This window comes from Pseudomonadales bacterium (genome assembly GCA_041395945.1).
GTDB lineage: Bacteria > Pseudomonadota > Gammaproteobacteria > Pseudomonadales > Azotimanducaceae > SZUA-309.
The window spans coordinates 2,160,343-2,186,060 of record JAWKZN010000001.1 but is presented as its reverse complement, the minus strand read 5'-3'; the positions used below and the strand labels follow the sequence as shown (position 1 = coordinate 2,186,060).

23 protein-coding genes are annotated in these 25,718 nt (G+C 60.5%); 14 read left to right on the top strand and 9 right to left on the bottom strand.

Translation table 11 applies throughout. The features are described 5' to 3' along the window. Positions 1 to 122: 122 nt before the first annotated feature. Positions 123 to 983, top strand: coding sequence for a hypothetical protein (locus tag R3E82_10165; protein ID MEZ5551243.1), 861 nt, complete (start codon positions 123 to 125; stop codon positions 981 to 983). A gap of 90 nt (positions 984 to 1,073) precedes the next feature. Beyond that, complete coding sequence (locus tag R3E82_10160) at positions 1,074 to 1,889, top strand: alpha/beta fold hydrolase (protein MEZ5551242.1); 816 nt, start codon at positions 1,074 to 1,076, stop codon at positions 1,887 to 1,889. Positions 1,890 to 1,957: 68 nt separating this feature from the next. Here R3E82_10160 and R3E82_10155 read toward each other — a convergent pair whose 3' ends face one another. Then, positions 1,958 to 3,262, bottom strand: coding sequence for an acyl-CoA dehydrogenase family protein (locus tag R3E82_10155; GenBank protein ID MEZ5551241.1), 1,305 nt, complete (start codon positions 3,260 to 3,262; stop codon positions 1,958 to 1,960). Between R3E82_10155 and R3E82_10150 the strand changes: the two genes are divergently transcribed. Continuing rightward, on the top strand, positions 3,261 to 3,518 hold the full coding sequence (locus R3E82_10150) for a hypothetical protein (GenBank protein MEZ5551240.1): 258 nt from the start codon (positions 3,261 to 3,263) through the stop codon (positions 3,516 to 3,518). The genes R3E82_10155 and R3E82_10150 overlap by 2 nt on opposite strands. A gap of 199 nt (positions 3,519 to 3,717) precedes the next feature. Here the strand turns inward: R3E82_10150 and R3E82_10145 are convergent, their stop codons facing one another. Next, entirely contained in the window at positions 3,718 to 5,658 is a 1,941-nt protein-coding gene (locus tag R3E82_10145; protein ID MEZ5551239.1) for an acyltransferase family protein, read from the bottom strand. 351 nt (positions 5,659 to 6,009) lie between these two features. On the opposite strand from R3E82_10145, the gene R3E82_10140 reads away from it, so the two are divergent. Genes R3E82_10140 through R3E82_10115 form a run of 6 tightly spaced genes read left to right on the top strand, consistent with a single transcriptional unit; the run spans position 6,010 to position 11,340 of the window. Continuing rightward, positions 6,010 to 6,534, top strand: a complete 525-nt coding sequence (locus R3E82_10140; GenBank protein ID MEZ5551238.1) for a hypothetical protein — start codon at positions 6,010 to 6,012, stop codon at positions 6,532 to 6,534. A gap of 12 nt (positions 6,535 to 6,546) precedes the next feature. Then, positions 6,547 to 6,837 (top strand): hypothetical protein, encoded by a 291-nt coding sequence (locus R3E82_10135; protein MEZ5551237.1) that lies wholly within the window; start codon positions 6,547 to 6,549, stop codon positions 6,835 to 6,837. A 33-nt stretch (positions 6,838 to 6,870) separates the two neighbouring features. Then, complete coding sequence (locus R3E82_10130; protein ID MEZ5551236.1) at positions 6,871 to 7,860, top strand: thiamine pyrophosphate-dependent dehydrogenase E1 component subunit alpha; 990 nt, start codon at positions 6,871 to 6,873, stop codon at positions 7,858 to 7,860. 47 nt (positions 7,861 to 7,907) lie between these two features. Next, the gene (locus R3E82_10125; protein ID MEZ5551235.1) at positions 7,908 to 8,909 is read left to right on the top strand and encodes an alpha-ketoacid dehydrogenase subunit beta; all 1,002 of its coding nucleotides are present in this window, start codon (positions 7,908 to 7,910) and stop codon (positions 8,907 to 8,909) included. Between the two features lie 20 nt (positions 8,910 to 8,929). Beyond that, complete coding sequence (locus R3E82_10120) at positions 8,930 to 9,961, top strand: NAD(+)/NADH kinase (GenBank protein ID MEZ5551234.1); 1,032 nt, start codon at positions 8,930 to 8,932, stop codon at positions 9,959 to 9,961. Between the two features lie 2 nt (positions 9,962 to 9,963). Next, on the top strand, positions 9,964 to 11,340 hold the full coding sequence (locus R3E82_10115; GenBank protein MEZ5551233.1) for a 2-oxo acid dehydrogenase subunit E2: 1,377 nt from the start codon (positions 9,964 to 9,966) through the stop codon (positions 11,338 to 11,340). A gap of 63 nt (positions 11,341 to 11,403) precedes the next feature. On the opposite strand, the gene R3E82_10110 is transcribed toward R3E82_10115, so the two are convergent. The 5 genes from R3E82_10110 to oxc are packed head-to-tail and all read right to left on the bottom strand — an operon-like array spanning position 11,404 to position 18,843. Further along, positions 11,404 to 13,659: a PQQ-binding-like beta-propeller repeat protein gene (locus R3E82_10110; GenBank protein ID MEZ5551232.1), complete on the bottom strand. Its 2,256-nt coding sequence runs from the start codon at positions 13,657 to 13,659 to the stop codon at positions 11,404 to 11,406. After that, the gene (locus R3E82_10105; protein MEZ5551231.1) at positions 13,656 to 14,882 is read right to left on the bottom strand and encodes an acyl-CoA dehydrogenase family protein; all 1,227 of its coding nucleotides are present in this window, start codon (positions 14,880 to 14,882) and stop codon (positions 13,656 to 13,658) included. The genes R3E82_10110 and R3E82_10105 overlap by 4 nt, the downstream gene beginning before the upstream one ends. 23 nt (positions 14,883 to 14,905) lie before the next feature. Beyond that, positions 14,906 to 16,348: a phosphotransferase family protein gene (locus tag R3E82_10100; protein MEZ5551230.1), complete on the bottom strand. Its 1,443-nt coding sequence runs from the start codon at positions 16,346 to 16,348 to the stop codon at positions 14,906 to 14,908. Continuing rightward, positions 16,348 to 17,175 carry an SDR family oxidoreductase gene (locus R3E82_10095; protein ID MEZ5551229.1) on the bottom strand — a complete coding sequence of 276 codons (828 nt, stop codon included), beginning with the start codon at positions 17,173 to 17,175 and terminating at the stop codon, positions 16,348 to 16,350. Before R3E82_10095 ends, R3E82_10100 begins: the two co-directional genes overlap by 1 nt. A 12-nt stretch (positions 17,176 to 17,187) precedes the next feature. Continuing rightward, a complete protein-coding gene (gene oxc / locus R3E82_10090) occupies positions 17,188 to 18,843 on the bottom strand; it encodes an oxalyl-CoA decarboxylase (GenBank protein ID MEZ5551228.1) in 1,656 nt (551 codons plus the stop codon). A gap of 337 nt (positions 18,844 to 19,180) precedes the next feature. On the opposite strand from oxc, the gene R3E82_10085 reads away from it, so the two are divergent. After that, entirely contained in the window at positions 19,181 to 19,687 is a 507-nt protein-coding gene (locus R3E82_10085; GenBank protein MEZ5551227.1) for a DUF6491 family protein, read from the top strand. A gap of 15 nt (positions 19,688 to 19,702) precedes the next feature. Here R3E82_10085 and R3E82_10080 read toward each other — a convergent pair whose 3' ends face one another. Further along, entirely contained in the window at positions 19,703 to 19,993 is a 291-nt protein-coding gene (locus R3E82_10080) for a hypothetical protein (protein ID MEZ5551226.1), read from the bottom strand. Positions 19,994 to 20,224: 231 nt separating this feature from the next. Here R3E82_10080 and R3E82_10075 point away from each other — a divergent pair, with 231 nt between their 5' ends. After that, positions 20,225 to 20,626 carry a nitroreductase/quinone reductase family protein gene (locus tag R3E82_10075; GenBank protein MEZ5551225.1) on the top strand — a complete coding sequence of 134 codons (402 nt, stop codon included), beginning with the start codon at positions 20,225 to 20,227 and terminating at the stop codon, positions 20,624 to 20,626. Positions 20,627 to 20,628: 2 nt separating this feature from the next. Here R3E82_10075 and rimO read toward each other — a convergent pair whose 3' ends face one another. After that, the gene (gene rimO / locus R3E82_10070; protein ID MEZ5551224.1) at positions 20,629 to 21,939 is read right to left on the bottom strand and encodes a 30S ribosomal protein S12 methylthiotransferase RimO; all 1,311 of its coding nucleotides are present in this window, start codon (positions 21,937 to 21,939) and stop codon (positions 20,629 to 20,631) included. 161 nt (positions 21,940 to 22,100) lie between these two features. Between rimO and R3E82_10065 the strand changes: the two genes are divergently transcribed. Genes R3E82_10065 through R3E82_10055 form a run of 3 tightly spaced genes read left to right on the top strand, consistent with a single transcriptional unit; the run spans position 22,101 to position 25,702 of the window. Continuing rightward, positions 22,101 to 23,453: an MFS transporter gene (locus R3E82_10065; protein MEZ5551223.1), complete on the top strand. Its 1,353-nt coding sequence runs from the start codon at positions 22,101 to 22,103 to the stop codon at positions 23,451 to 23,453. A gap of 57 nt (positions 23,454 to 23,510) precedes the next feature. Beyond that, a complete protein-coding gene (locus tag R3E82_10060; GenBank protein MEZ5551222.1) occupies positions 23,511 to 24,692 on the top strand; it encodes an amidohydrolase family protein in 1,182 nt (393 codons plus the stop codon). Then, complete coding sequence (locus R3E82_10055) at positions 24,692 to 25,702, top strand: NAD(P)H-dependent glycerol-3-phosphate dehydrogenase (protein MEZ5551221.1); 1,011 nt, start codon at positions 24,692 to 24,694, stop codon at positions 25,700 to 25,702. Before R3E82_10060 ends, R3E82_10055 begins: the two co-directional genes overlap by 1 nt. Positions 25,703 to 25,718: the final 16 nt, after the last annotated feature.

The following is a 25,718-nucleotide window of genomic DNA, read 5'->3' as shown; positions in this document are numbered from 1 at the left end:
GGGCTGATGAGGCGGGCTACACTAGCAAACCCCAATCATCATGGCATTATCCTTCCACCAGGGCCCAGACGAGCGACAGGCAATACCTTGAGTTCACCGAGTACCGGCATGCGGCCGCACTGATGTCCGCCAGCGTCGAAGTTCATCCATGGACCGCGTGGCACGAGCGCCTGAAGTTCACCGTTTATGCGCTGCTGGCATTCAACACCCTGCTGTTCTTTCTCGATGAATGGGAAGCCAGTGAATATCTGTTTTCCGGTGAAGTGCCGCTTGCGGAAGTCATCGTCACTTTCGCGGCAAGCATCGACACGCTGGCCTGGGTACTGCTGCTGGCGATGTTCGAACTCGAGACCTATCAGATACCCGACGACAGACTGACACCGCCTGTGTTTCATACCCTGCGGCTGATGCGCGGGCTCTGCTATTTCTTCGTCGTCTATGCGTTTTACGGCTATCTCAGCAAGGCCATCGGATTGTCGGCATATGATCTTGAGGCATTGCCGGATCTGTGTGCCGGGATTCCGGATGGGATGGCCGTACTCCTGGATCTGGATGAGTTCGAGACGCTGACCACAGGAAACTGTGCAGAGCTGGTGGCGAGCGGCGATCTGCGCGTGGCCGCCTCCGGACTGGTGGTTGCCGAGCCGGATACATGGAGAGCCACCGTTCGGCTGGCCTGGACCGATGTGATCAACTCCGGTACCTGGATACTGGTGGTCGCACTGCTGGAACTGGATGTGCGTCTGCAGTTCGAGCATCGCCTCATCGGCTACTGGCGGTCTTTCAGCCGCTGGTCTAAGTACGTTCTCTATCCGACACTGCTGGGCGCCGCGCTCTACTGGGGTCTGGTCGGTGTATTCCTCGACTTCTGGGACGCCTTTCTATGGCTGGTCGCCTTTGTGTTCATCGAACTCAACGTCTTTCAGTGGCGGGATGAACGGGAAAGCGCTGAACACAGCGAGTCTGAAGCCGGATCTTTCTAAGCGCGTCCGTTTCGGGAAGAGCATGGAAATGCCAGTCAACCCGGCGGGTGCTACGCTCCCGCCTCAGGTTCTCCCGGCCGGAGCGAAACGATGCGCCGCGTGATATCCAGAATACCCATTGGTGACAAAGCCTTTCAGGTATACGACAAAGGCCAGAAGGAAACCCCCATTGTCTTTCTGCATGGCAATTCGGGTTGCTGGCAGAACTGGCAGCCGCAGATTGATCATTTTCAGAAAGACCACCGTGTGATTGCTTTTGATCACCTGGGGTTCGGCGCTTCGTCCGCCATGCCTGAAGCGTACTCCATGATGCAGCAGGCCGAGGATACGAGAGCGCTGCTGAAACACCTGGGCGTTGACCGTTACCACCTGGTTGGACTGTCGATGGGAGGTGCCGCAGCGCAGATCCTTGGACAGCTGGACGGGTCTGTTTTAAGTCTTGTTCTGGCAGGCATATTTCGCTATGACAGGCTTCATCCGACAGTCATTAAACGCTATGAAGAAATAGCTGCCCGGGCGATCGAAGCAGAACTGCCGGGCCGGGACGAAATGGCGGGGATGTTGTTTGGATCCAGGTTTATCGCTGATTCTCCTGCGCAGGTGGATCAGATTCTTGCTGACATGCTCAAAACCGATCTGGCAGCAGCGAGTGTCCTTGCGACACCCCGGTCGATTGGCGAAATAGGAAAGTTGCCCGTTTCCGGAATTAAGGTGCCCTGTTTAGTCGTGGCCGGTGATGAAGACTTCATGGCACCGATGGCTGCGTCCCAAGATCTGCACGACGCACTGCCTGATTCCAGATGGTGCCTGATCAAAGATGCTGGTCACCTGATGAACATCGAGCAACCGGATGCCTTCAATGCCGCCCTGGAACGGTTCTACGGAGAAATATCCACTCAGGCATAAATCTCCGGAGTCCACCTCGGCTGCGGCATTGCTCATATGAAGGCGATTGGCTTCGATATGCCGCTTCCCTAGCGTCCCAGGTCGAAGCCGTCGTGCTCGCGGCCGAGCTTGTCATCCAGCATGCGATACGCTTCGCCTTCGTACTTGCGAACTTCTGCGCGGCCCACGACCATGTGATGGACTTCGTCTGGACCGTCAGCAATCCGTAGCGATCGCTGCGACACGTACATACGCGCAAGCGGTGTCCACTGGGTGACACCGGTGGCACCATGCATCTGGATTGCGTCATCTATGATCTGGCAGATCTTGGCCGGTACGTTCGCCTTGATGGCGCTGACGTACACCCGCGCCTCCTTGTTGCCGAGCACATCCATGGCCTTTGCCGCCTGCAGCACCATCAACCGGCAGGCATCGATTTCGTAGCGGGCTTTGGCGACCACTTCAATGTTCTTGCCGAGTTGAATGATGGGCTTGCCAAACGCGGTACGCGCCGAGGCGCGCCGAATCATCAGTTCCAGGGCGCGCTCGCCGGCACCGATGGAACGCATGCAGTGGTGGATCCGTCCCGGTCCCAGGCGCACCTGAGAAATCTCGAAGCCACGCCCTTCGCCTAAGAGGATGTTGTCTTTCGGCACACGACAGTCCCGGAATCGTACGTGCATGTGTCCATGGGGCGCCTGGGTTTCGCCGAAAACTCTCATGGCCCCCAGAATCTTCACGCCCGGTGCGTCAGTGGGTACCAGGATCTGCGACTGCTGCCGGTGCGGCGGCGCATTCGGGCTTGTCTTCACCATAGTAATCATGACCTTGCACCGGGGATCTCCGGCGCCGGAGGTGAAATATTTTTCCCCGTTGATCACCCACTCGTCGCCGTCCAGCACCGCTTCGGTGGAGATGTTCTTCGCATCTGAAGACGGGAATCCGGGCTCGGTCATCGCGTAGGCCGAACGGATCTCACCGCGCAGCAGTGGCTCTAACCATTGCTCTTTCTGTGCCGGTGTTCCGACCCGCTCGAGCACCTCCATGTTACCGGTGTCCGGTGCGGAACAGTTGAGCGTTTCCGAGGCAAGCGGATACTTGCCCAACTCGCTTGCGATGTAGGCGTAATCAAGATTGCTCAAACCCTCTCCGGTATCGGCATCGGGCAGAAAGAAGTTCCACAGGCCCGACTCCTTGGCTTTTTGCTTGGCACCCTCGAGCAGTTCCAACTGCCCAGGTGCCAATGCCCATTCGTGCTCGCGTTCTTCGCCCAGCCGCTCGTACTCCTCCATGATCGGTATGACGTTGTCGCGAATGTGCTTTTTTACCGCATCCAGCAGAGGCAGCGCCTCTTCGGACATGGTCAGATCGAATAGATCAGGATTAACAGCCATGGGTTTCCTCCTCAGGATTCTGGTCGATGGACTTGCGGAGATTGGCATGTACCGCAGCCAGGCACGCCAGGACCGTTTCGGCGTGCTCGATAGGTGCCTCCGCGGCGCACTTATCAAACACCCGATCGACCCGATCGGCGAGCTGACCGGCGTCGGCTCGACGAAGCGCGGTCCGGTAATCCTGCCGGCCGGGATGAGGATAGTCCTTTTAATGGAACTATTCAGAAGCTCGTCTGATTATCGAACCGTCGACTGAAGGGTGCTGGAGACCAACGCCGACATTCCGATCGAAATTCGCAGGGAGCCGTTCCCGGCAGATGGCTGTCCGGGTGATGTGGTGACATGGACGCTGGCGCTGGGGGGCCAGACCGGCGGCGTTCACTGAGAAACCTTCTCTGTCGAGTGTGAAGGTTTTTGGTTGGGCCTCCCTGCGCTGCAGGCGCTGTTGCCGTGTTTTACCGGGCAGGCTGGATGAGGCCTGAAGACCTGAGAAACTCTGTGAACGGCCCGGCCAGGCGCCGCGAACCGAGTGAGTTGAAGTGGTCCTTGTCCCGGTACAGGAAGCTGTGACCATCGTCCGGGTAACAGTATCCGTTGTTTGGCGGGCAGACCGAATCGAAGATGAAAAAAACACTGACATTGGCATTCTCCTGCTCCAGAGATTCCAGCTGCCGTTCGACCTCCCGGATGGAGGGCACGATGTTTTTCAATTCCAGTCTGCAGCTTGTGCGCTCCTCAAGGCTGCACTGACGGACGTCGTCGAATGGAAAAATCGGTGGCGGCCCGGTAACTACCAGGCTTACGCCGCGCTGGGCCAGACCATCGGCGAGTGCCGAGACCTGAGACAGCCATGGCCCCAGGTCCTCGGGAGTGTAGGGCGGCGTGCGAGCGAGATACAGCCGAGCGACGATCACGATGTCTCCCGGCTGAATCAGCGGGTAGATGCTGCTGAATACCTGCTGGCGCGGTGCGAACACATTGTCACCGTCGAACGGGAAGGGATAACCGGGCGTTTCGACGAGGTGCACACCGATGCCGATCCTGTCGCGAAGCTCGTAGAGCATGCCCTGCAGGTGACCGGAGTGGCTGTCTCCCATCACCCAGAGGGTAGGCATGCCGGAATCCGGTTCAGGCGGCATGGTGCAGAGCTCAATTGTGTCCTGTGCAAATTTCCGGCTGCCGCCATCGAGCGCGCAGGTCAGATTGTGCACTCGGCCGCTGGGTTCGAGTGGCAGGTATGCCGGTGGGTGAAGCTGGACTTCGGCCTGGTTCCCGGATGTGCTCATGAAGAACATCGTCAGTATGAGCGCAGCGCCCACGAACAGATTGCCGGCGATGCCTGCCCCGATATCACCGCCCCGGTGTCCGGTCCACTTGCGGTAACGCAGTGGCCGTTCCACCGCGTGAAACGATGCCACCGCGACGATTACAGTGGCAACCACGTACAGCGCAGAAGATCGCCACGCCGATGACAGCACGATGGGGGCGAGCGCGATGATGGGCCAGTGCCACAGATAAAGGGAATAGGAGATTCTGCCTGCGTAGACCACCGGAGGCAGCGTCAGCACCCGGCCGGCAGGCGACTGCTGATCTGATGCGAGCAGCAATCCGGTGAGAACCACCACCGCTATGGTTGCCGGCATGGCGTACGCCTCCGGAACGATAAAACAGCCGAACAGGGCAATCAGTACCAGCGGTGAGATGCGCCTGAGAATCGCTTTGAGGCGTGTTGATTGCAGGCGGCGTGAAGCCAGCAGAACGACAGCCCCGAGGCCCAGTTCCCAGATTCGCGTGGGCATCATGAAGAAAGCCAGGGGCTGATAATCCCTGTACAGCAGGACGAACAGTGACACCGAGAATGTGCCTCCACAGATCGTCGCTACCGCGAGGGGCTTGTAGGATTTGCGGCTGGTGCGGAAGAAGAACAGCCAGGCAAACGTGGGGAAAACCAGGTAAAACTGTTCTTCGACGCCGAGTGACCAGGTATGGGTGAAGGCGTTGAACACCGATGAAGGCGAAAAGTAATCGAGCTCGAAGAAATAAAGTGCCACGTTGGCTGATCCGAACAGCGCGGCGAGCCCGGTTTCCACCGAATGGCGTGGAAAGGGGTCCACGGCCAGCACGACGGACCCTGTAATCGCGACGCACAGGGCGAGAGCCGGCAGCAGGCGCCGAACGCGCTTGGCCAGGAAGCCGAGATAAAGCTGCCCGAATTCCGTTCGCCGCTGCCCGAGAATGGACCCCGTGACGACGAAACCGGAGATCGCGAAGAAGACATCGACGCCCAGGAATCCGCTTGGTAGAAACTTCTCCGGAAGGTGAGCGGCAATGACTGCGAGTACCGCTATCGCGCGCAGACCATCGATATCGTGACGATATGAGAGCGCGTTGGACAATGGACGGGCACGCTTCAGGTTACGGGAAGTCGCGCAGTGTAATCACCAGCTGTCTTGTGGAACAGGCGCAGGGAGCCGGTGATGCGCATAACTGTCTGCATTGTTGTTCTAAGACAAATTTCGCTGGATTGGGACATCCAACACCGCAAAGTGAGTTCTGCTGCGACCTGGTGGCCGTCACCGCTATGAACCGGGACGATCGCCGCCATGCGTCGGGTCGTGGTCCTGATGCCCTGCGCGGCGCCGGGACCAGGCGTTGCGGCTGAGCCGGGATTTTGCGTCAAATGATTTGACGCAAAATATGAAAGGAGCGTACCATGACCAGCCATCACGCCGGAGGGGAGAGGCAACGTGGTCGAATCCGCACAGCAACTGCTGGCACCCTACTATTTCCAGATCAAGTTCGTGCACCTGCTGTTCGTGACCGTCTGGTTCATGAGTACGTCGGTTGCCTACCGTTTCTACCTGCTGCCGATCTTCCGGTGGTGGATGAATGCCCCTGAGGATCTGGATGCGATCAGGTTGCGTAACTGGGCCATGGAGCGCTTCGACGACGGCGCCATACTCGAGCACATCGCGTTTCCCATGCTCTTGATCACCGGACTCATGCTCATGCTCGTCGGCGGATGGACACCGGCGGCCGGCTGGTTCGCCATGAAGCTGGTGATGGTCGTGCTGGTGTTCATCCCCGTGGAAATCATGGACTACCACCTGGCGCACTTCGGGGGTAACAAGGAGAAGATCCGGGCGTCCGGGACCGCCGCGGAATACGAGGCTGCCATTCACACACACTGGTGGTTTCTGATCGTCTCGTCACCCATCGTGATCGTGACCATCCCGTACGTTCTTTATCTCGCGATCGTCAAACCCTTCTGAAGGAGGCCGGTAATGAGCGATGACTTTCTGCCCCCCGCCGATGCCGAAGCAGCGCGACCGTTCAAAGTCAGCGACGCAAAGATCAACCTCACCTCGGCTCTGCTCGGCGGCTCGGTACTGTTTGTGATCTATCCGGCTTACGCGCTGCTGCGCTACTGGTGGGGTTACGATGCGGCATTTTCCTGGTCTTCCACGGCTATCGCGCTGGTCTGCGCGGTGCTGTTCGGTCTGAACGTCCGACGCCGGGTCCGATCCCTGGCGAGACCTGCTCTGAGCTTCGACAATCAATCCCGGGTTCCCTAGTATTGAGCGGCGGCTCAGTCAACGGGGGACAGTTTGAACACAAAGATCACCAGAGAGATCCTGCTCGACATCCATCGCAGAATGGTCCGTATCCGCCACTTCGAGGAGCGGGCCGGAAAACTCATGGAAGACGGCAAGATCCCCGGTGCACTGCACCTCTATGTCGGCCAGGAAGCCGTAGCGGCAGGCGTCATGACCCACCTGTCCAGCGAAGACTGGATCACCAGCACCCACAGAGGCCATGGCCACGTCATCGCCAAGGGCGGGGAGTTCGATCCGATGTTCGCCGAGCTCTATGGCCGTGCGACCGGCTACTGCAAGGGCAAAGGCGGCAGTATGCACATCTCCAACATGGATCTGGGCATTCTCGGTGCCAACGGTATCGTCGGCGCTGGTCCACCGATTGCGGTCGGTGCCGCCTTCTCCAACAAGTTCCGGAAAACCGATCGGGTCTCGGTAACTTTTTTCGGAGATGGGGCCAGTAACGAAGGCAGCTTCCACGAAGCGGCAAACATGGCGGCGCTGTATCGCCTGCCGGTGATCTTCGTCTGCGAGAACAATGGCTATGGAGAATTCACCGCACAGGCCAATCATCAGGCAGTGGTCGATGTCGCCGATCGCGCCAGCGGCTACGGCATGCCCGGTGTGGTTGTTGACGGAATGGACGCCATCGCGGTGTACGAAGCCGCGGGCATGGCGATCAAACGCGCACGCGAAGGCGGCGGCCCGACTCTGCTCGAGTGTAAGACCTACCGCTACTACGATCATGTCGGTGTGCGCGGCATGGGCCTGAAATACCGCAGCGATGAAGAGGTGGAGGAGTGGAAGCAGCGTGACCCGATCGAACTGCTCGAATCGCGGCTGGCCAGGCAGAATATTCTTTCAGCGGATCAGGCCCGGACGGTACACGCCGAAGTGGCGGCCCGGATTGACGCCGCTGTGACCTTCGCTGAGTCGAGTCCGTACCCCGATGCCAGCGCGTTACTCGAAGACGTTTACGCACAGCACTCACCGGTCACCTGAGCTGCAGTCTTACTGGCTGTATAAACCATGAGAAGTTTGAGGAATCCATGATGGCGCAGGCCCAGGCCAAGACCAGAGAACTCCCTTATGTCGCCGCGATTACTGAGGGGGTACGCGAGGTGCTGAGAGAGCAGGACAACGCCTTTGTCGCCGGCGAGGATGTCGCCGGTGCAGGCAGTGTGTTCGGCTACTACAAAGGGCTGCTGGAAGAGTTCGGTCCGGAGCGGATCTACGACACTCCGATTTCTGAAAAGGCCATCGTCGGTCTGGGTGTAGGTGCCGCCGCTACCGGTTGCCGGCCCATTATCGACCTGATGTTCATGGATTTTATTGGCGAATGCATGGACGAAGTCGCCAATCAACTCGCCAAGATGCGCTATATGTTTGGCGGCCGCGCTAACCTCCCGGTGACCATGCTGACCATGTCGGGAGCGGGTATGAGCATGGCCGCACAGCATTCTCAGTCGCTCGAAGCATGGCTGGTCCATCTGCCAGGACTGAAAGTGGTCATGCCGACCACATCCTACGACGCCAAAGGTCTGATCATCGCTGCTGCCCGCGACGATAACCCGGTGATCGTGGTGCTGAACAAGATGTCCCTCGGCCTGATGGGTGCAGTTCCGGAAGGTGCCTACGAAGTTCCCATCGGGGTGGCCAGTGTGGTTCGGGAAGGCAGCAATCTGACCATCATTGCCCTGGGCCGTATGGTTCATGAGGCGTTGAAAGCGGCCGAGACGCTCAAGGAAATCGGTATCGACGCCGAGATCATCGATCCACGCTCACTGCAGCCTTTCGATACGGCAACCGTGGTGAATTCTGTTGAGAAGACTCACCGGGCGCTGGTCGTGCACGAAGCCGTGCGCTTCGGTGGTTTTGGCGGTGAGATCGCAGCACAGATCCAGGAACTGGCATTCGACTATCTTGATGCGCCTGTGGCGCGCGTCGGTGCGCCTTTTTCACCGGTACCCTTCAGTCCGGCACTGGAAAAACTCTATATCCCCAATGCTGAACAGATCGTTGTCGAAGTCAAAAAGATGCTGGGTGTTTGACTGTCGCAGGCTGATCGCAGATGCCTACCTCCTTACTTCCGACGATCGGCATAGTTGCGAATCCCGCATCCGGCAAAGACATCCGTCGCCTCATCGCGCGGGCGTCGGTATTCGACAATCAGGAAAAGCAGGCCATCGTGCGTCGACTGCTGGCCGGTGCCCTCGCCCAGCAGCGGGGCATCACCTGTCGCATCGCCTATCTGAACGATGCCCACGGCATCGTGGCTGGCGCGCTCGAAGCATATGCGTGGGACACAAGGCTGTGCACGGCGATAGACCACATTTCCGAGGCGGTCGCCGTAACCCGCAGCGGCAAGGCGGATGACACCATTCGCGCAGCCAGAGCGCTGGCACAACTGCCGGCGGATATCGTTCTGACCCTCGGTGGCGACGGGACCAATCGTGCCTTTGCTCTGGGCTGGCAGAATGCGCCCATGATCCCGATCTCCACCGGTACCAACAACGTATTTCCGGGATTGATCGAAGCGACGATTGCCGGTGCAGCCGCCGGTCTGATCGCATCCGGCGCAGTCACCCTGGCGGAGGTGGCACAGATGCAGAAGATCATCCGCATCGAAATCGAGGGAGAACGCCCCGACCTTGCCCTGATCGATGCGGTGCTGGTGGACGAGCGTTTCATCGGCGCCCGTGCTCTGCTCGCACCGGAGCAGCTGCGACTGGCCCTGCTGACCCGGGCCGATCCCGCAGCTGTGGGTATCACCTCGATCGGCGGGCTGATTCACCCTGTCTCCGGGCAGGATGATCATGGTCTGCTGCTGCGCTTCGGAGATGGTCTGAGCGTGCATGCTCCGATCGCACCCGGTTACTATCGGCGTCTGTCGGTTGCACAGCACAGTACCGTAAATTTTTCCACACCCATCGAGATCCAGGGGCCCGGAGTGCTGGCCTTCGACGGCGAACGGGAGCGGGTACTCGAACCCGGCCAGCGGGCCACTTTCACCATCGAGCGCAACGGTCCGCAACTGGTCGACATTCAGGCCACGATGAACCTGGCCGCGCGGCGCGGTCTGTTTGTCCGGAAAGGGAGTTAGTTGTGCCCGCGGAAATTTTTCTGGTCAAGGTAGGCATGAGCATGACGGAGGGCGTCGTCGAGGAATGGTATGTCCCGGATGGCGGCTCCGTGCGCAAAGGCGAGCTTCTCTATCGTCTTGAAACTGAGAAGGTGAATCTGGATGTGGACGCCGAATACTCCGGCATCGTCAAACACCTGGTTGCCGAAGGCGTGACTATGGCCCCCGGTGATGTGATCGGCTATCTCTACGCAGAGGATGAAGCGATTCCCGAGCGCCTGCCGGATGTCGGTTCGGCCACCGCCCATCAGGCGCGACCTGCGCCAGCGGTTGAATCAGCCGCGTCTGCGGGGCCGGAAGGTTCGACACCGTCGCAGCTGCCCGGCGGACGCGTGAGAGTGTCGCCAGTCGCCCGTCGCCTTGCGCGGGAAGGCCGCATCGACCTGACCACGCTGACCGGCTCGGGACCGGCCGGCCGCATCGTGGAAGCCGATGTCCTGGCCGCGCACTCTGCCCGGCAGGAATCCGCCCGACCGGAAACGGACGATTCGCGTCGACGCTCCTCACCCATGGCCCGCAAACTGGCCCGCGAGCTCGGTGTGGATATGAGTCTGGTTGCTGGCACGGGTCCGGGTGGACGCATTACCAGACAGGATGTGGAACAGCAGCAGGCCGCGATTTCGACGCACGGCGCGGAGCACGCCACGGCACAGGCAGACATCCCGGTTCCCCTCACCAGCATGCGCAGGACGATCGCCCGACGCATGCACGACAGCCTGCAGTCGATGGCACAGCTCACCATGGACATGGATGTGGTGATGGACGATGCGATCAAGCTGCGCGCGCAACTCATTGATGAGTGGGCCGACGACAGTATTCGTCCGACCTACACCGATCTGGTAATCCGCGCTGCAGCAAAGGCGCTGGAGAAACATCAGCTCATGAACGCCAGCTTTGGCACGGCAGAGATCATCCTCCACGGCGCCATCAATGTGGGTATGGCAGTCGCACTCGATGACGGGCTCATCGTGCCGGTCATTCGCAGCGCAAACGGCCTGAGTATGCGGGCGCTGGTGCAGGAGTGTGCGAGGCTGGCTGCAGCTGCTCGAGAAGGCAATCTGCGCGTCGAGGAGCTGCAGAACGGGACATTCACCGTGACCGCCCTGGGCATGTACGACGTGGACTCCTTCACACCCATCATCAACGCGCCTCAGGCGGGCATCCTCGGCGTGAACCGCATTCGCGATGATATCGCCTGGGATGGCAACCGGCCCGTCCGGCAGCAAAGAATGAAGCTGTCGCTGACGTGGGATCATCGGGTCCTGGACGGAGCACCCGCAGCCCGCTTTCTCGCCTCGGTCAGAGACTTTCTGGAATCGCCCTATCGCCTCCTGGTCTGATCTTCGCCCGCCAGACGCTCATCAGCTTCTGTGCTGCGTGAGTACCGGTTTGCCATATACAGGCTACTTTTCGAGGGCGAAAACCTGTATGGACGCGCCGCTGCCTTCGATGGGGGCGGGACGATCCCACCCGTTCACGGCGGTGACCCGGTTGTAATAGTTCTTCCAGTCCCGGTGGTGATTATTCGACTGCCCGATCACCAGAGCGATGTATTGCTTGTTCCTGACTGCATAGGACACGATGCTGCTGCTGGGGTCGTCCGTCAGCGGGTGTTTCCAGACCACTTCACCGGAGGCACTGTCAAAGGCTTTCAGTGAAGGGTCGAGGTCACCGGCGAATACCAGTCCGCCCGCTGTTGCAAGCGTTGAACTGATGATTGGTGTCACCTGGCGGTGCAGCCACCGGGTTTCGCCCTTTTCCATATCGATGGCGTGCAGCCTGCCGATCCTGCCCTTGCTGCCGGGCCAGGTTCCGATGTTTACGGCAACCCCGGTACCCAGCAGGGGAAAACCGGTCCCATCGGCCGAAAAGCAGGCTTCAATGAAGGGCTGATACAGCAGTTTGCGACTCGGATCAAAGGCGGTGGGCGTCCAGCTGCGTGCTCCAAAGGCGGCAGGACAGATCAGATAAGGCTCTTCGCGTCCCGGTTCGGTATCCGGATTGTTGATTTTCATTCCGGTTACCGGGTCGATGGCGCTGATGGTGGTATGGATGCCCATTGCCACCGAAAACAGGTACTCGCCGGTCGCTGCATCCAGTGCGTCCAGTAATGCCCCCTTGCTTACGGTGGCGATGACGCGCCGTTTTCTGCCCTCGATGGTCAGGTCCATGATCTGGCGCTCAAAGGCCCAGTCGAGATCCCAGTGATCCAGGATGTGATGGGAATAACTCCAGCGCAGTGCACCGGTTTTCGCATCGAGCGCGACGGTGCCGTTAGTGTATTTCGCCTCACGAGTCTGGGAGGGATCATCCGAGGGCTTGTAAAAGGGCTGCACGTTGTAGGTAGGAGCGATGCCGAAATACACCAGGCCGAGGTCGGGCTCATAACTCGCTGCGCTCCAGACCGAACCACCCGAGCGTTGTTCAGCAGGCAGTCCATTCCAGCTGTTACCACCCGGTGTGCCCGGTTGCGCGATGGTACGAAAACGCCAGGACTCTTCGCCGCTATCCATATCGAGGGCAAAAATAAATCCGCCCGTGGGAACCACGCTGGATACCACGCCCATGATCACCTTGCCGGCGGCTACTGTCGGTGCGGCGCGCAAATCATAGCGGGATATGGAACTTGGAATGCCTTCGATCTCGGATTCGGTGGTACTGATTTGCGATGCGATTTTCGCTGCCCAGACCTTTTCACCGGTTTTCATATCGAGAGCGAGCATGTGCATGTCGGAAGTGGGAACAAACACTTTGTCGCCCCCCAGTGCGATACCCATCCTGCGGCTCGAGGCAATACCCACCGGTTCGTGCCGATAGCGCCACAGCAGACTGCCGCTGGTGGCGTCCAGCGCCATAACGGTATCCGGGAAGGTATAGAGGAACATGACGCCGTCGTGAACCAGGGGGGTGGGGTTGTTGGTTCCAGCGGCGAGCCTGAGGTCCCAGTCGGGGGCCAGGCGATGGATGGTTTTCCTGTTGATGTCCTGCAGCGGACTGAAACCGGCTTTATCGTTGCTGCGTCCAAAGCTCAACCAGTCTCCCGGCGGTGGATTGGCGAGCCGCTCTTCGGTCACGGGGGACAGGGCGGCGAGCAGCGGGTGTTTTGCATCCCCGGCAACGCTATGGGTATCGACCGAATTTTTTGCGGCGGGCAGGCTCATCGAAGCCAGAGCCTTCATGTCCGCAGGCAACGGGGTGTCGCCGGATGCGAAACCGTGCGTCTTCAGAAGATAAGCGGTGATGTTGACGTAGTCCTCGTCTCCCATACGGGTTCCCGGAGGCATTCGCTTGATGGCGGCAAAAAGATCGGACAGCGGTCGACCAGCCCAGCGGGTATTGAAGCTGTCGTCCACCAGCACCGGTATGACCCCCGCACCCCCGCCGGGCTGATGGCAGGGCAGGCAGGCCTGTTGGTAAACCGCATCACCTGCTTCTGCCTGGTGCCCGGTAAATGAAACCGAACCGGCAGTGGCGAAGGGACTCGTTGACAGGGTCAGGGCCATGAGGGTTGCAACGATTATCCCGGTATATTTCTTCTTCATCTCATGGCCTTTCTGCATTCGGGTCCTGGGGTCTTCCTGGAAGCCGCAGACGACCGGTTCGAGCCCTCCCGGCGCAGCCGGGGAGAGCTGAGACCAGATACCCTCATAAAAGCTCACACCAGATCACCGCCCGCGGCAGACGCCGTGGTGCCGTATTTTTCATAGGCCCTGATCAGATTGCGTCCAATACGCCAGCGGTGTACTTCGTCGGGCCCATCGCCGAGACGCTGCATGCGGATCGACGTATACCAGCGCGCAAGCGGCGTATCCTGGCTGTAGCCCAGTGCCCCGTGCAGTTGTATGGCGGTATCCACCACCTGGTGAACCATGTTGGCGAGATACACCTTGGCAATCGAGTTCTCCTGGCGCAGGTCGAAACCCTTCTCTGCCTTGTAGGCGATGTGCAGAAGTGTCAGGCGCGCCAGATACAACTGGCTCGCACAGTCCGCAAGCATCCACTGCACACCCTGTCGATCAGCGAGGCGTTTGCCGAACGTCTCACGCTCGATGACGTGCTTCGTCGCCATATCCAGTGCGCGCTGCGCAATGGAGATATTGTGCATTCCGTGTCGCAGCCGCCCGTAGGCGAGGCGATGCTGACCCATGTCGAAACCCTTGCCCCGACCTCCGAGCAGGCTCTCCCTGGGCACCACCAGATTCCTGATCTCGACTTCAGCGTGCGTGTGCCCGAGCGCTTCTTCGATTTCCGATGCCGGTGTCATGACCGGAATATTCCGCAGGATCCTGTATCCGGGGTCCGGCAGTTCGACGAGAAAGGCACTGTACTGCTCATGACGCGGGGCGTCAGGATCCGTTCGCGCGACTACGAGCGCCAGATCCGCAACACTTGCCGAAGAGGAAAACCATTTTTCGCCATTGAGAATCCAGTTGTCCCCCTCGAGCACTGCACTGGTGCGCAGGCCTGTGGCGTCGGCTCCGGCGGCGCGCTCCGTCATCGAGAAACAGATGCGTTTACTGCCTTCGATCAATGGTTGCAGATAACGTTCGCGCTGGGATTCGGTGGCGTGATGGAGAATCGTCATCATCGAAGCGTCATCGGGAGCCTGGCAGTTGAGCGCCAGCGCACCCAGTAAGCTTTCGTGGAGTTCCATCTGAACCAGTGCGTTGGCCAGCGGCCCCAATCCCATGCCGCCATACTCTTTCGGTATGAAAGGGCACCAGAGACCGTTCGCGCGGGCCTTTACACGCAGCGCTTTGACGACTTCCATGGGTTCGCGGTGCTCCAGCTCAGCTTCGGCCGGAATACATTCCTCGTGCACGAACTGCCGCACCTGCTCGCGCACGGCGCGGGCTTCGGGAGGAATCTCAAAATCAATCATGCTCGACCCCCTGTTTGAATAAATCAGTTCGACGACTCAGCCGGGATGGCGAGCGCCTGCTTGAGCCCACTGTACCGCGGCTGGTCGATCGCGACCTGATTGACCACCGTATTGCGCAGGTGGTACGTCAGTCTCTCATCATTCAACTGCTGCGAGCCGTCGCGCAGCGACTGGACCAGACGACCGCGTAAGCCCGGCAGATCGGCTTCGCCGTCGCTGCCGTAGAAACTGCGGAGGCTCGCGAGTTCCCGACGCCTGTGTTCAGAATGCAGGGACAATTCGCGCAGCACGATATCGAGTGCATTGGCCGATACCCGGGCCAGGAAACTGGTCCGGCCCTCGGTTTCCGCCATCACCTGCGTGCGCAGGAAATCGCTGACGGCCGCCACCAGCTCATCAGCGCCCGGCATATCCAGGTTGGGCTCACCGGGTCCCGGGCCAATCAGATCCACCGGGCCGGGAATGATCATATTGACGCAATCGATCAGTGCCTCCGAAGACCGCCGGCCAATGCTGGCGCGTTCCACAGAGCCATCGGGACCATCGCGAAACAGCGCCACCATGTCGAGGCAGGTTACCGCCCACCAGAAAGATCCGAACACCTGCCAGAAACGGACCTGTTCCACGTCTACTTTTCTGCCGGAGACCTCTTCGTAGCCGCGCAGGAGATCCTCATAGCTGCCGAAACCACCCACCGGGAGCTCACCTCCGTAGCGCCAGGAGTTAGTGCAGATCCATCCCAGATCACGCAGGGGGTCGCCAATGTGTGCGCCCTCCCAGTCGAGCACAGCTACCACGCGTTCAGGCGTAATCATGAAATTACCGGTGCGGAAATCGTTGTGCACCAGCACCAGATCCTCTGTCTCGACCAGATGTTCGCTAAGCCATCGTGCGGTGTAGTCGATCATCGGCTGGGGGGTGTTCAGAGCGATGTAGCGGTTCCAGGTCTGCCTGATGAACTGGCCTGCCGGTATGCGGGTCAGGTAGTTCTCGAGTCCGCTGGCAGGGATATCGATGCTGTGGATGCGGGCGAGGATTCGGCCGATCTCACAGGCGAGCCGTGGTCTGATGGCAGCGTATTCCGGTCCGCGGACGATGCGCGCGCCCAGAGCTTCGCCGTCGATCCACTCCATGATGAACCCGGCGCCCAGTCCGTCCTCCTCGGCGAGCACATAGTAGACTTCCGGTGCTGGTACCCCCGCAGCGCGGGCGCTGCGCATCAGCTGCGCCTCACCGGCAAGCCCCGGTCGATCGGCTTCAGACGATTCGTCAAAGCCGCCTCCCGGAGCCCGCCGCAGTGCCAGCGCTCGCCGGCCATCAGCACAGTCTATTTCAAGGCGATATGTTTCCTGACTCGCGCCACCGGACAGCCGATCGGCTGCAAGCAGTGATCTGCAGAAGGGGAGCTGTGCGACCAGGATCTCTTCCAGTCGTCTGGTGAATGCCGTCTCATCCAAACTGGCCACTATGACCCGTCCATTGCCGCAACCCAGTCTTCCGGATTCAGCTTCCTCATTCGCTCCTGCGTGGCTGGATCAGCGAGGATTGCAAGGACCTCTGCGTCGTTGTTGATCCGGCCGGTATAGGTGTCCGGTGTCTGGCATGCCAGCAGTACTGCGGCCTCGACGTAACTGTCCGGCGGCGGCAGCTTCGCAGCTGACGCCTGACTCTCTTCCCGGGGTAACTGGGCAAAGCGGAACCCGGGCGTTTCGATGGCACTGACGGGCTTCAGCGCATTCACTGCAATGCCTCTGTTGCGAAGCTCAGCGGCAAGCCCTTCCGTCATAGCCTCCAGCGCCCGCTTGGTTCCCCCATACGGCGAGCCACCCAGTGTGGCGGCGGATGAAATGTTGATGATGTTGCCGTGTTTCTGCTGCAGCATCGTCGGTAACACGGCGCGGATGCAGCGCAATGGACCGTTCACGTTGATGTTATACATCAGGTTCCAGTGTTTCTCCTGAATATCAGAGTGTTCACCGGGGGGTTGAATTGCCGCATTGTTCATCAGGATATCGATACGGCCCCATTCGCCCAGCACACTTTCGACCATTGCCTGGACCGACGCCGGATCTGCAACATTGCAGACTACGGCAAGGGCTTCTCCACCGGACCGGCGTATCAGGTCCGCGGTGTGGTGGATGGTGCCGGGTAATCGCTGGTCCTTCTCCTCCTCAGTGCGGGCCACCACGGCAACGCGCGCGCCTTCCTGGGCAAAACCAGCTGCGCAGTACTGCCCCAGTCCCCGGCTGGCACCCGTTATGATCGCGACCTGTCCCTTCAGTCGATCTGACATGGCATTGTCTCCTCAGGTGGTAAGCCAGCCGAACTGCTGGGGCTTGCGGCCTGCCCGCGGGCTGATGCGAACGTTGACCAGCGCGGGGCCGTCAAACGCCAGGGCTGAGTCCAGCGCTCCGCGCAGGTCCTGTGGATCTTCCACGTAGAATCCGCGCCCGCCGAAGGCCTCCATGATGCGTTCGTAGTGCGCACCCGGAGTGAGGGCGAACGGCGGAATGGGGCCGTTGGCTGGCAGTTCCGCAACTCCGCCAGCGATGCCGCCGTTGTTCAGCACGATGAGTTTGATCGGCAGTTTGTAGCGGCAAACGGTTTCCAGTTCCATGCCCGAAAAGCCGAACGCGCTGTCACCCTGTACGGCTACGATCGGTCGATCCGGGTGTACCACCGCGGCGGCAATGGTGAATCCCAGACCAATACCCATGGTGCCGTAGGTGCCGGCGTCCAGGCGGTTGCGGGCAGCACGGTTGGACATCTGGGTGCGGCCGATGTCCATGGTGTGGGCACCCTCACCGATGATGATGGCGTTTTCGGGCAGCCAGTCCTCGATATCGCGATAGGCGCGGTAGTAATTCATCGGCACTGACTCATCGTCCACCATCGGCGCGACTGCGGCCTGATTCTCTTCGGCCCTGGCTTTCAGTAAGCCGCGCCAGGGCGCATCCGCCGGATAGAACCACTGACGGTCTGCAAGTGCCGCATTGAGCTGCTGTGTAACCGCCCTGCCGTCACCGAGCAGTGCAATCTCGGCAGGCACGTTGGTGCCGATCTCCTCCGCGGAAATATCCAGCTGCACTATCCGCACGCCCGGCGCGAAACGCGGCGGCAGGCCGAAATGCATGATCCAGTTCAGGCGCGCGCCCATCAGGAAGACCAGATCGGCTTCCCGCAGCGCCGTGCTGCGCGCCGCACCCACCGACAGCGGATCGTCGTCGGGCAGAATGCCTTTGCCCATGGGCGAGGCGAGGAACGGCAGCTGGGTGCGCTGGATGAATTCGCGCACCTCCTGTTCGGCCCGTGACCAGGCCATACCCTTGCCCACCACCACGAGGGGCCGCTGGGCGGATTCCAGCGCCGCCAGCGCTGCTTCAATGTCGTCGGGTTGCGCCTGGGAGCGCGGCGCTGCGCCGATTGTCGCGGCTGCGACTACGTTGTCTTCGTCAATCTCGCCGCTGATCACATTGTCGGGCATGTCGAGATAGACCGGACCAGGCCGGCCGTAAAGTGAGGTGCGAACAGCCTGCTCCACGTAGTAGGGGATGCGCGCCACGCTGTCGACCCCCTGGGCGTATTTGCAGTAAGGCGCGGCGAGTTCCACCTGGCGCTCTTCCTGAAATGCCCCCATGCCGTTCTGATAGGTGGGCGAAGCCCCGCCGATGAGTATCATGGGCCAGCAGTTGTGCCGGGCGTTGGCGAGACCGGCAAAGGCATGGATCACGCCGGGTCCGGATACCACCAGACAGGCCTGCGGACGACCGGTCAGATAGCCCGCGGCCTGCGCTGCATAGCTGGCTGACTGCTCATTACGCATCCCGATGTAGGTGATGCCCTCTTTCTGTGCGGCCACGGCAATCCCGAATACCGGAAAGCCCACGATGCCGAACATGTAGTCAACGCCCTGTTGCCTGAGGCATCTCGCGATGATGGTAGCGCCGTCGATGGTAGCCATGATCCCTCCCGCTGGAACGCGAACCGGTGCTCTCCGGTATCCGAGTATACAAAGGATCGAAAGCAGTATGTCGTGCTCCGCCGTGATGTGATCGTCGTCCGTATGGGCCGGGCATTTGCGGGTCGAGATTTCGACAGCAGGTTGTGACGGCTGCTGATGAAGGCCGTTCCAGTCGGGTGAATCTGCTGGCCGCAGGCTCCAGATTAGGTAGTAATACCGATACTCGAAGCGGCTCTACGCAGCCACAGTTGAGCAGTTGGTGTAGGAATGGTGCTGCATGCAGATGTGCCTGCAGTTCCGCCGCCCTGGTCACACTGCACAGAAGGACCGAGCATCGATGAAAGGACTGGATCTCTCTGCCTGCGCGACACTGATCCTTGTACTGGCATGCACCGGGTGCGCGACTTCACCGGAAGTGCAGGAGCGCACGCGGGCAACCGAGGAAGAAATCGAATCCATTCTCAGCCAGCCCCTCGAGGCCGCGGAGTACGGTGAAACAAAACGATGTCTCGCCGGGAACGAGTATCGGAACTTCCGGGTGCTCGACGACCAGCGCATTCTGTTCGAAGGTCGAGGCGGGAAGTTCTGGCTCAACACGCTGCGCACACGTTGTCCCGACCTCCGATTCGCAACGGCACTTCGGGTGAAGTCGATGTACAGCTACGGTCGTATCTGTGACATGGACACTTTCCAGCCCACCGACTGGTTCGACTGGCCCTGGTACAGACGCTGGCCATGGGACTGGAGGAATCGCCCGGGTACGGGCATGACCTGCAGTCTCGGTAAGTTTCAGCCGGTTACCGGGGCCCAGGTGGAGTCCATCGAGGCGGCTCTGCGACGCTGACGGCCGGCTCAGACTTCAGTCCGTCCGGCGGCGCCCCCGACGTCTTCCGCGTTTGTCGTCACCTTCGTAGTACTGATTTGAAACCCAGTTGTCGATGCCGCGGCGATCTTCCTGGCGGCGATCGTCCCATTTCAGGTATCTGCACTCGCACTGATCGTAGCGACTGCAGCCCTGGAGTGGCAGAAGGGGTGAGTTACTCACCAGAAACCTCTGTCCGGCGATGCTGGCTGCCGCCGCACAGCACTCCGAGGACCCTGCATCAATGGATACTGCAGCGTATGGGTTTCTGATTTTCGGTTGAGCCATCGACGTTCCCTGTATTTGATGATCGGTTCGTTCACCACCCCGGTAAACGCGCTTGCAGTGCTGCTTTCATACATTCATGAAAAGACACGACAGGTGGTGCACTATGGCTGTCCCGACCTGGGTCACACCTGTATTCGAGTGTTGGCAGTTTAGGTAGTGGTCCCGTTCGGTGGTATTTCCGGAATGTAATCTCCGGAGTGGCTGGAACAGTGTTTTGATAGGAGTCAACGAATGAAAATTCTGAAAATTGTCGGGATTCTGTTTGGGATTTACGTCGGTATCGTGGTGATTTTCGAGTCGCTGCTGGGCTATTTCCAGCCGGCAGGCGACACGACGATCCTCATTGCAATCCTGGATGAAGACGGCAATCGCAGGGAGCGGGTGCTGTCCCGGCTGGACAGCGAGGAAAAACTCTACGTGGCCGCCAATCACTGGCCCCGTGCATGGTTCAACGAAGTGCTGGTACGTCCTGAGGTGCAGGTGACAGTGGGTGGGGAAACCGGTGACTATCTTGCCGTGCCTGTTTCACCAGAAGAGCACGATCGGCTGAACAGCGAACATCCACTGGGTCCGGTAATCAGGGTGCTCACCGGCTTCCCCCCTAGATACTTTGTCCGTCTGGATCCGCGCTGAGCCTAATCTGCCGGTACACCAAACAGATCGTAGTCGTCGGATTCCTCGATCCGGACAGACACGATGTTGCCCGGTTCGAGGTCTTGAGCATCGGCGATGTGCACATTGCCATCGATGTCCGGTGCGTCGCCCTTGGTGCGTCCGGTTGCATTCACGCCGTCGGCCTCGTCAATGATCACATCCAGTGACCGGCCCACGAGCCGTTCCAGTCGCTTGGCACTGATCCCGGCCTGCAGTTCCATGAAACGCTCGAAGCGCTCCTGCTGCAGGGCAGGGGGTACCGGGTCCGGCAGCGTGTTGGCTGCGGCACCGTCCACAGGGGAGTAGGTGAAGCAGCCGACCCGGTCGAGTTCGGCTGCTTCGAGAAAATTCAGCAGTTCTTCGAATTCCGCCTCGGTCTCGCCCGGAAAACCCACGATAAAGGTGCTGCGCAGGGTGAGATCCGGACACTGCTCGCGCCAGTTGCGGATCCGCATCAGCACCTTCTCGCTGGCTGCGGGTCGACGCATCAGTTTGAGAATTCGCGGACTGGCGTGCTGGAAGGGAATGTCCAGATACGGCAGTACCAGCCCATCCGCCATGAGCGGGATGACCTCATCCACATGGGGGTAGGGGTACACGTAGTGCAGCCGCACCCAGGCACCCAGTGAGCCGAGGGCGCGGGCCAGTTCCACCATGTTGGCCTTCACCGGGCGGCCGCCCCAGAAACCGGTGCGGTATCTGACATCGACCCCATAGGCGCTGGTGTCCTGGGAGATCACCAGCAGTTCCTTAACACCGGCGCTGGTCAGACGCTCCGCCTCTTCGAGCACACTGCCGACATCTCTGCTGACCAGTTTGCCGCGCATGCTCGGAATGATGCAGAAACTGCAGCTGTGATTGCAGCCTTCGGAAATTTTCAGGTAAGCGAAGTGTCGCGGGGTGAGCTTGACCCCCTGGGCGGGCACCAGGTCGATATAGGGATTGTGTGTGGGTTTGGGCACGTACTGGTGTACGGCGCCCATCACTTCCTCATAGGCCTGTGGGCCGGTCACAGCCAGTACCTGGGGGTGTGCCTTCTCGATGGTTTCTCTGCGCGCGCCCAGGCAGCCGGTCACGATCACTTTGCCGTTCTCAGCGAGGGCTTCGCCGATGGCGTCCAGGGATTCCTCCACGGCGCTGTCAATGAAGCCGCAGGTGTTCACAACCACCAGATCGGCGGAAGTGTAGTTGCCGACGATCTCATAGCCCTCGATACGCATCTGGGTAAGGATCCGCTCGGAATCAACGAGCGCTTTCGGGCAGCCGAGGCTGACGAAGCCGATTTTTGACAAGGTAAGGGTGCTCGGTGGGCTGGCCCGCGCAGTGTACCGCGACTGCGCCTGTCGCGCTCGCCGGAGCGCCAGCGCGCGGGCTCACCGGCGAACGCGCAGCCCGGTCCCGCCGATGGGCGCCTGCTGCGCCTGCAGCAACGGGACAGGGTGAGTCGGTTACTATGGAGGCCTGCGCATACGGCCCGATGGATCCGCATGGGCGCGCCTTCGGCAATCCGGGAGTGAGATTGAAAAAGCTGCCGTTCTTCTACGGCTGGGTGATCGTCGCTGTGTCAGCGATGCTGGGCTTTCTGGGCACCGGCTTCTACTCCTATTCCCGGGGGGTGTTTCTGCCTTCTCTGGCCGAGGATCTGGCCGGAGGCAGCCGCTTCGCCATTGCCATGGGCTTTTCGGTGGCGGGTGTGACCGGGGCGCTGATTTCCCCCTACCTGGGCGCACTGCTTGACCGCTTCTCTCCGAAGCGGGTGGTTCTCATCGGCATCCTGGTGGTGGCGGCGTCCTACTTTCTCCTCGCCCTTACCGACGCCCTCTGGCAGTACTACCTCATCGTCGGGGTGGGCATGGGTGTGGGCATGTCCTGCATGGGCGGGCTGGCCTGGCACCGCACGGTGATCAGCTGGTTCGACCACTGGCGCGGACGGGCGATTGCCTTCGCGGTGCTGGGTGCGTCCCTCGCCGGGGTGATGATGCCGCCCCTGGTTACCGCACTGGTCGAATCCGTCGGCTGGCGGGGCGGATTCACGGTGTTCGCTGCGGTCACGGCGGTGACCCTGCTGCCGCTGGTCTACTTCCTGATGGTGGATCGACCCCAGGATATCGGCGAAGTACGGGACGGTCGCCGCTATGTGGACAGCCATCCGGAAAAGATGGTGGTGGTTGCGGAAGACAGTCGCGTCTGGCACTGGAAAGAGATGCTGAAGACTCCGGCGATGTGGGCGATCGCCCTGATTTTCGGATCGATGGGCTGTGTCTATTCGGCCACCATGCTGCATCTGTTCGGCCATCTGATGGACATCGGTATCAGCGCTCAGAGCGCAGCCCTGATCCTTTCCGCCACCGCGCTTTTTTCGGCCATGGGCAAGCCGGTGGTCGGCTGGATGTCCGACTATCTCGGCGCCCGTATCACGATCTGGCTGGCACTGATCTGTCAGGGGCTGTCGCTGATTCTGTTTGCCTATGCGGATGATTTCATCCTCTCGATCGGTGCGGCCTGCCTGTACGGTTTCGGTTATTCGGGTATGTCGCCGCTGCGCACCTTTGCGGTCTCCGCGGCGATGGGCAGCGTGTCCTTCGGTGCTGCAATCGGTGTACTGAGGGTGGTGGAGTTGCCGCTGGTGATCTCCGCATCACCGCTGGCCGGGTTCATTTACGACGCAACCGGCAGTTACCGGATCGCCTTCCTGATTCTGGCGGGCCTCATGCTGTTCGCCTGCCTGGGCCCGTTCTTCATCAGGGCGGGGGGTGCGAAGGAGCGCGAACGGCTCAAAGCTGCGGCGGCGGGCCCGGGTGCTTGACGACACGGCCGCAACGTCTAATGCTCTGGGTCGGGGCAATCCTGGAGGGGGAGTTCAATGCCGTACATCACCGATCGAATCGTTCACGATGCTGACGCACACGTTTTTGAGGCGCCGGGCTGGCTGGAACCCTGGGTAGACGAAACACTGCGCCATTCGCTCCGTGAATTCACCCGGGTGGACGAAGGCGCTCAACGGCTGGTCGCGAAAGCGCGCGCCGGCTACGAAGATCCTGAGTTTCTGGCTCGAAATGAAGCTGAGATCACTTTGCGCAAGGGATTCACGGCGCTGGGTGCCTTTATAAAGGAAGAACGTCCGGCCGCCATCGATCATCTGGGTGTTGCCAGTCAACTCGTCTTCACCACCGGTGGTCTGCGGCCTCTGGCAATGGGTGAGCGCGGTGAGGATCCGGATATCGCCTACGGCGTGGCCACCGCGCATAACCGGGCCATGATGGACTTCTGCAGCGTGGATGCACGCCTGCTGCCGGTACTCTATGTGCCCATCCTCGACATCGAGCGTGCAGTCTCCGCCGCCAGAGAGGCCATCGATATGGGCGCCGCCGCCCTGATGCTGCCCTCGGCCTGTCCACGAGATCACTCCCCCAGCCACATCGGTTTCGAACCGCTGTGGGCCATGGTGGAAGCGGCGGGCATACCCGTCGTCTACCATGTCGGCGGCGGTACCGCGTTGAACCCCGTCTACAAGGTCAACGGTCTGCCGCCGGTGAAGGACTTCATCGGCGGGGACGACAACTTCACATCGGTTTCCTATATGGCGATTCCGGAAGCGCCGATGCAGACCCTGGCCACCCTGATCTTCGATGGCGTGCTCGAGCGCTACCCGCGCCTGAAATTCGGGGTCATTGAGATGGGTGCCTCCTGGTTACCCGGCTGGATGCGATCGATGGATTCCTGTGCCGTGGCGTTCACTAAAAATGAGACCCGACTTCAGGCGCTGGAGCTGACGCCTTCCGAGTATGTGCGCCGGCAGGTTCGGGTCACGCCCTATCCCCATGAACCGGCGGGCTGGATCATCCGCAACAGCGGCCCCGAGGTCTGTCTTTTCAGCTCGGACTATCCCCATGTGGAGGGTGGCAGAAATCCGCTGAAACGCTTCGAAGCGAGTCTGGATGCCGAGCAGTGCTCCGAAGCGGAACGTGATGCCTTCTACCGCTTCAATTACGAAGATCTGATGGGCTCGGCGATGCAGCGCCTGGCCGGTCGGGCGGTGCGCTGATGCAGAAAGTAAAGTTGAATGTGGTACTGCTCGGCGGCGGCTCCTGGGGTACCGCGGTTGCTGCTCTGGTCGCGCGCAATGCGCCGGTGACCCTCTGGGCACGCAGCGCGGCGACGGTAAAAGAGATTAACGACAGTCACAGCAACGAACGTTTTCTTCCGGGCACCACCCTGCCTAAGGAACTGCGCGCAACCACCGACATCGAAGAAGCGGTGAGCAGTGCAGATGTGGTGGTGATGGGCATACCGTCCCAGAATTTCCGTGGTGTTCTGCAACAGGTAGCCGGACACATCCGGCCCTGGGTGCCGGTGGTGAGTCTCACCAAAGGTCTTGAAGCAGGTACCGGCAATCGGATGACTGAAGTCGTGAAGGAAGTTCTGCCAGGCCATCCGGTGGGTGTGCTCACCGGCCCGAACCTGGCTCGGGAGATCATGGAGGGGCGGGCGGCGGCCAGTGTCATCGCCATGGAAGACGAGATCATCGTGGCTGCCCTGCAGGGTGTCTTTCAGAGCGGCCTGTTTCGCGTATACACCAACGATGATGTGATCGGCTGTGAACTCGGCGGCGTGCTGAAGAACATCATCGCCATCGCAGTTGGCATGGGAGATGGCCAGGGCGCCGGAGACAACACCCGGTCTGCCCTGATCACCCGGGGTCTGGCTGAAGTCACGCGGCTCGGTGTTGCTCTGGGCGGGCAGGCGGACACTTTTGCGGGCCTTGCCGGAATGGGCGACATGATTGCCACCTGTGTCAGCCCGCAGAGCCGCAACCGGCACGTGGGCCTGGAACTCGCCAAGGGTCACAGCATCGAGGAGGTGATTGCTTCAATGGTGATGGTGGCGGAAGGCGTGAAGACAGCGCCTGCGGTGATCGCGCTGGCCCGGAAACACGGGATCTCGATGCCGATCGCGGAAGAAGTGCACCGGGTACTCACCGGGGAGTCGACCGCGAAACGGGCCTTCCGGGGCCTGCTGCGGGTCGCCGCCGGGGCCGAATCCGATCCGGGTTGATTGTGGCCCGGCCCAA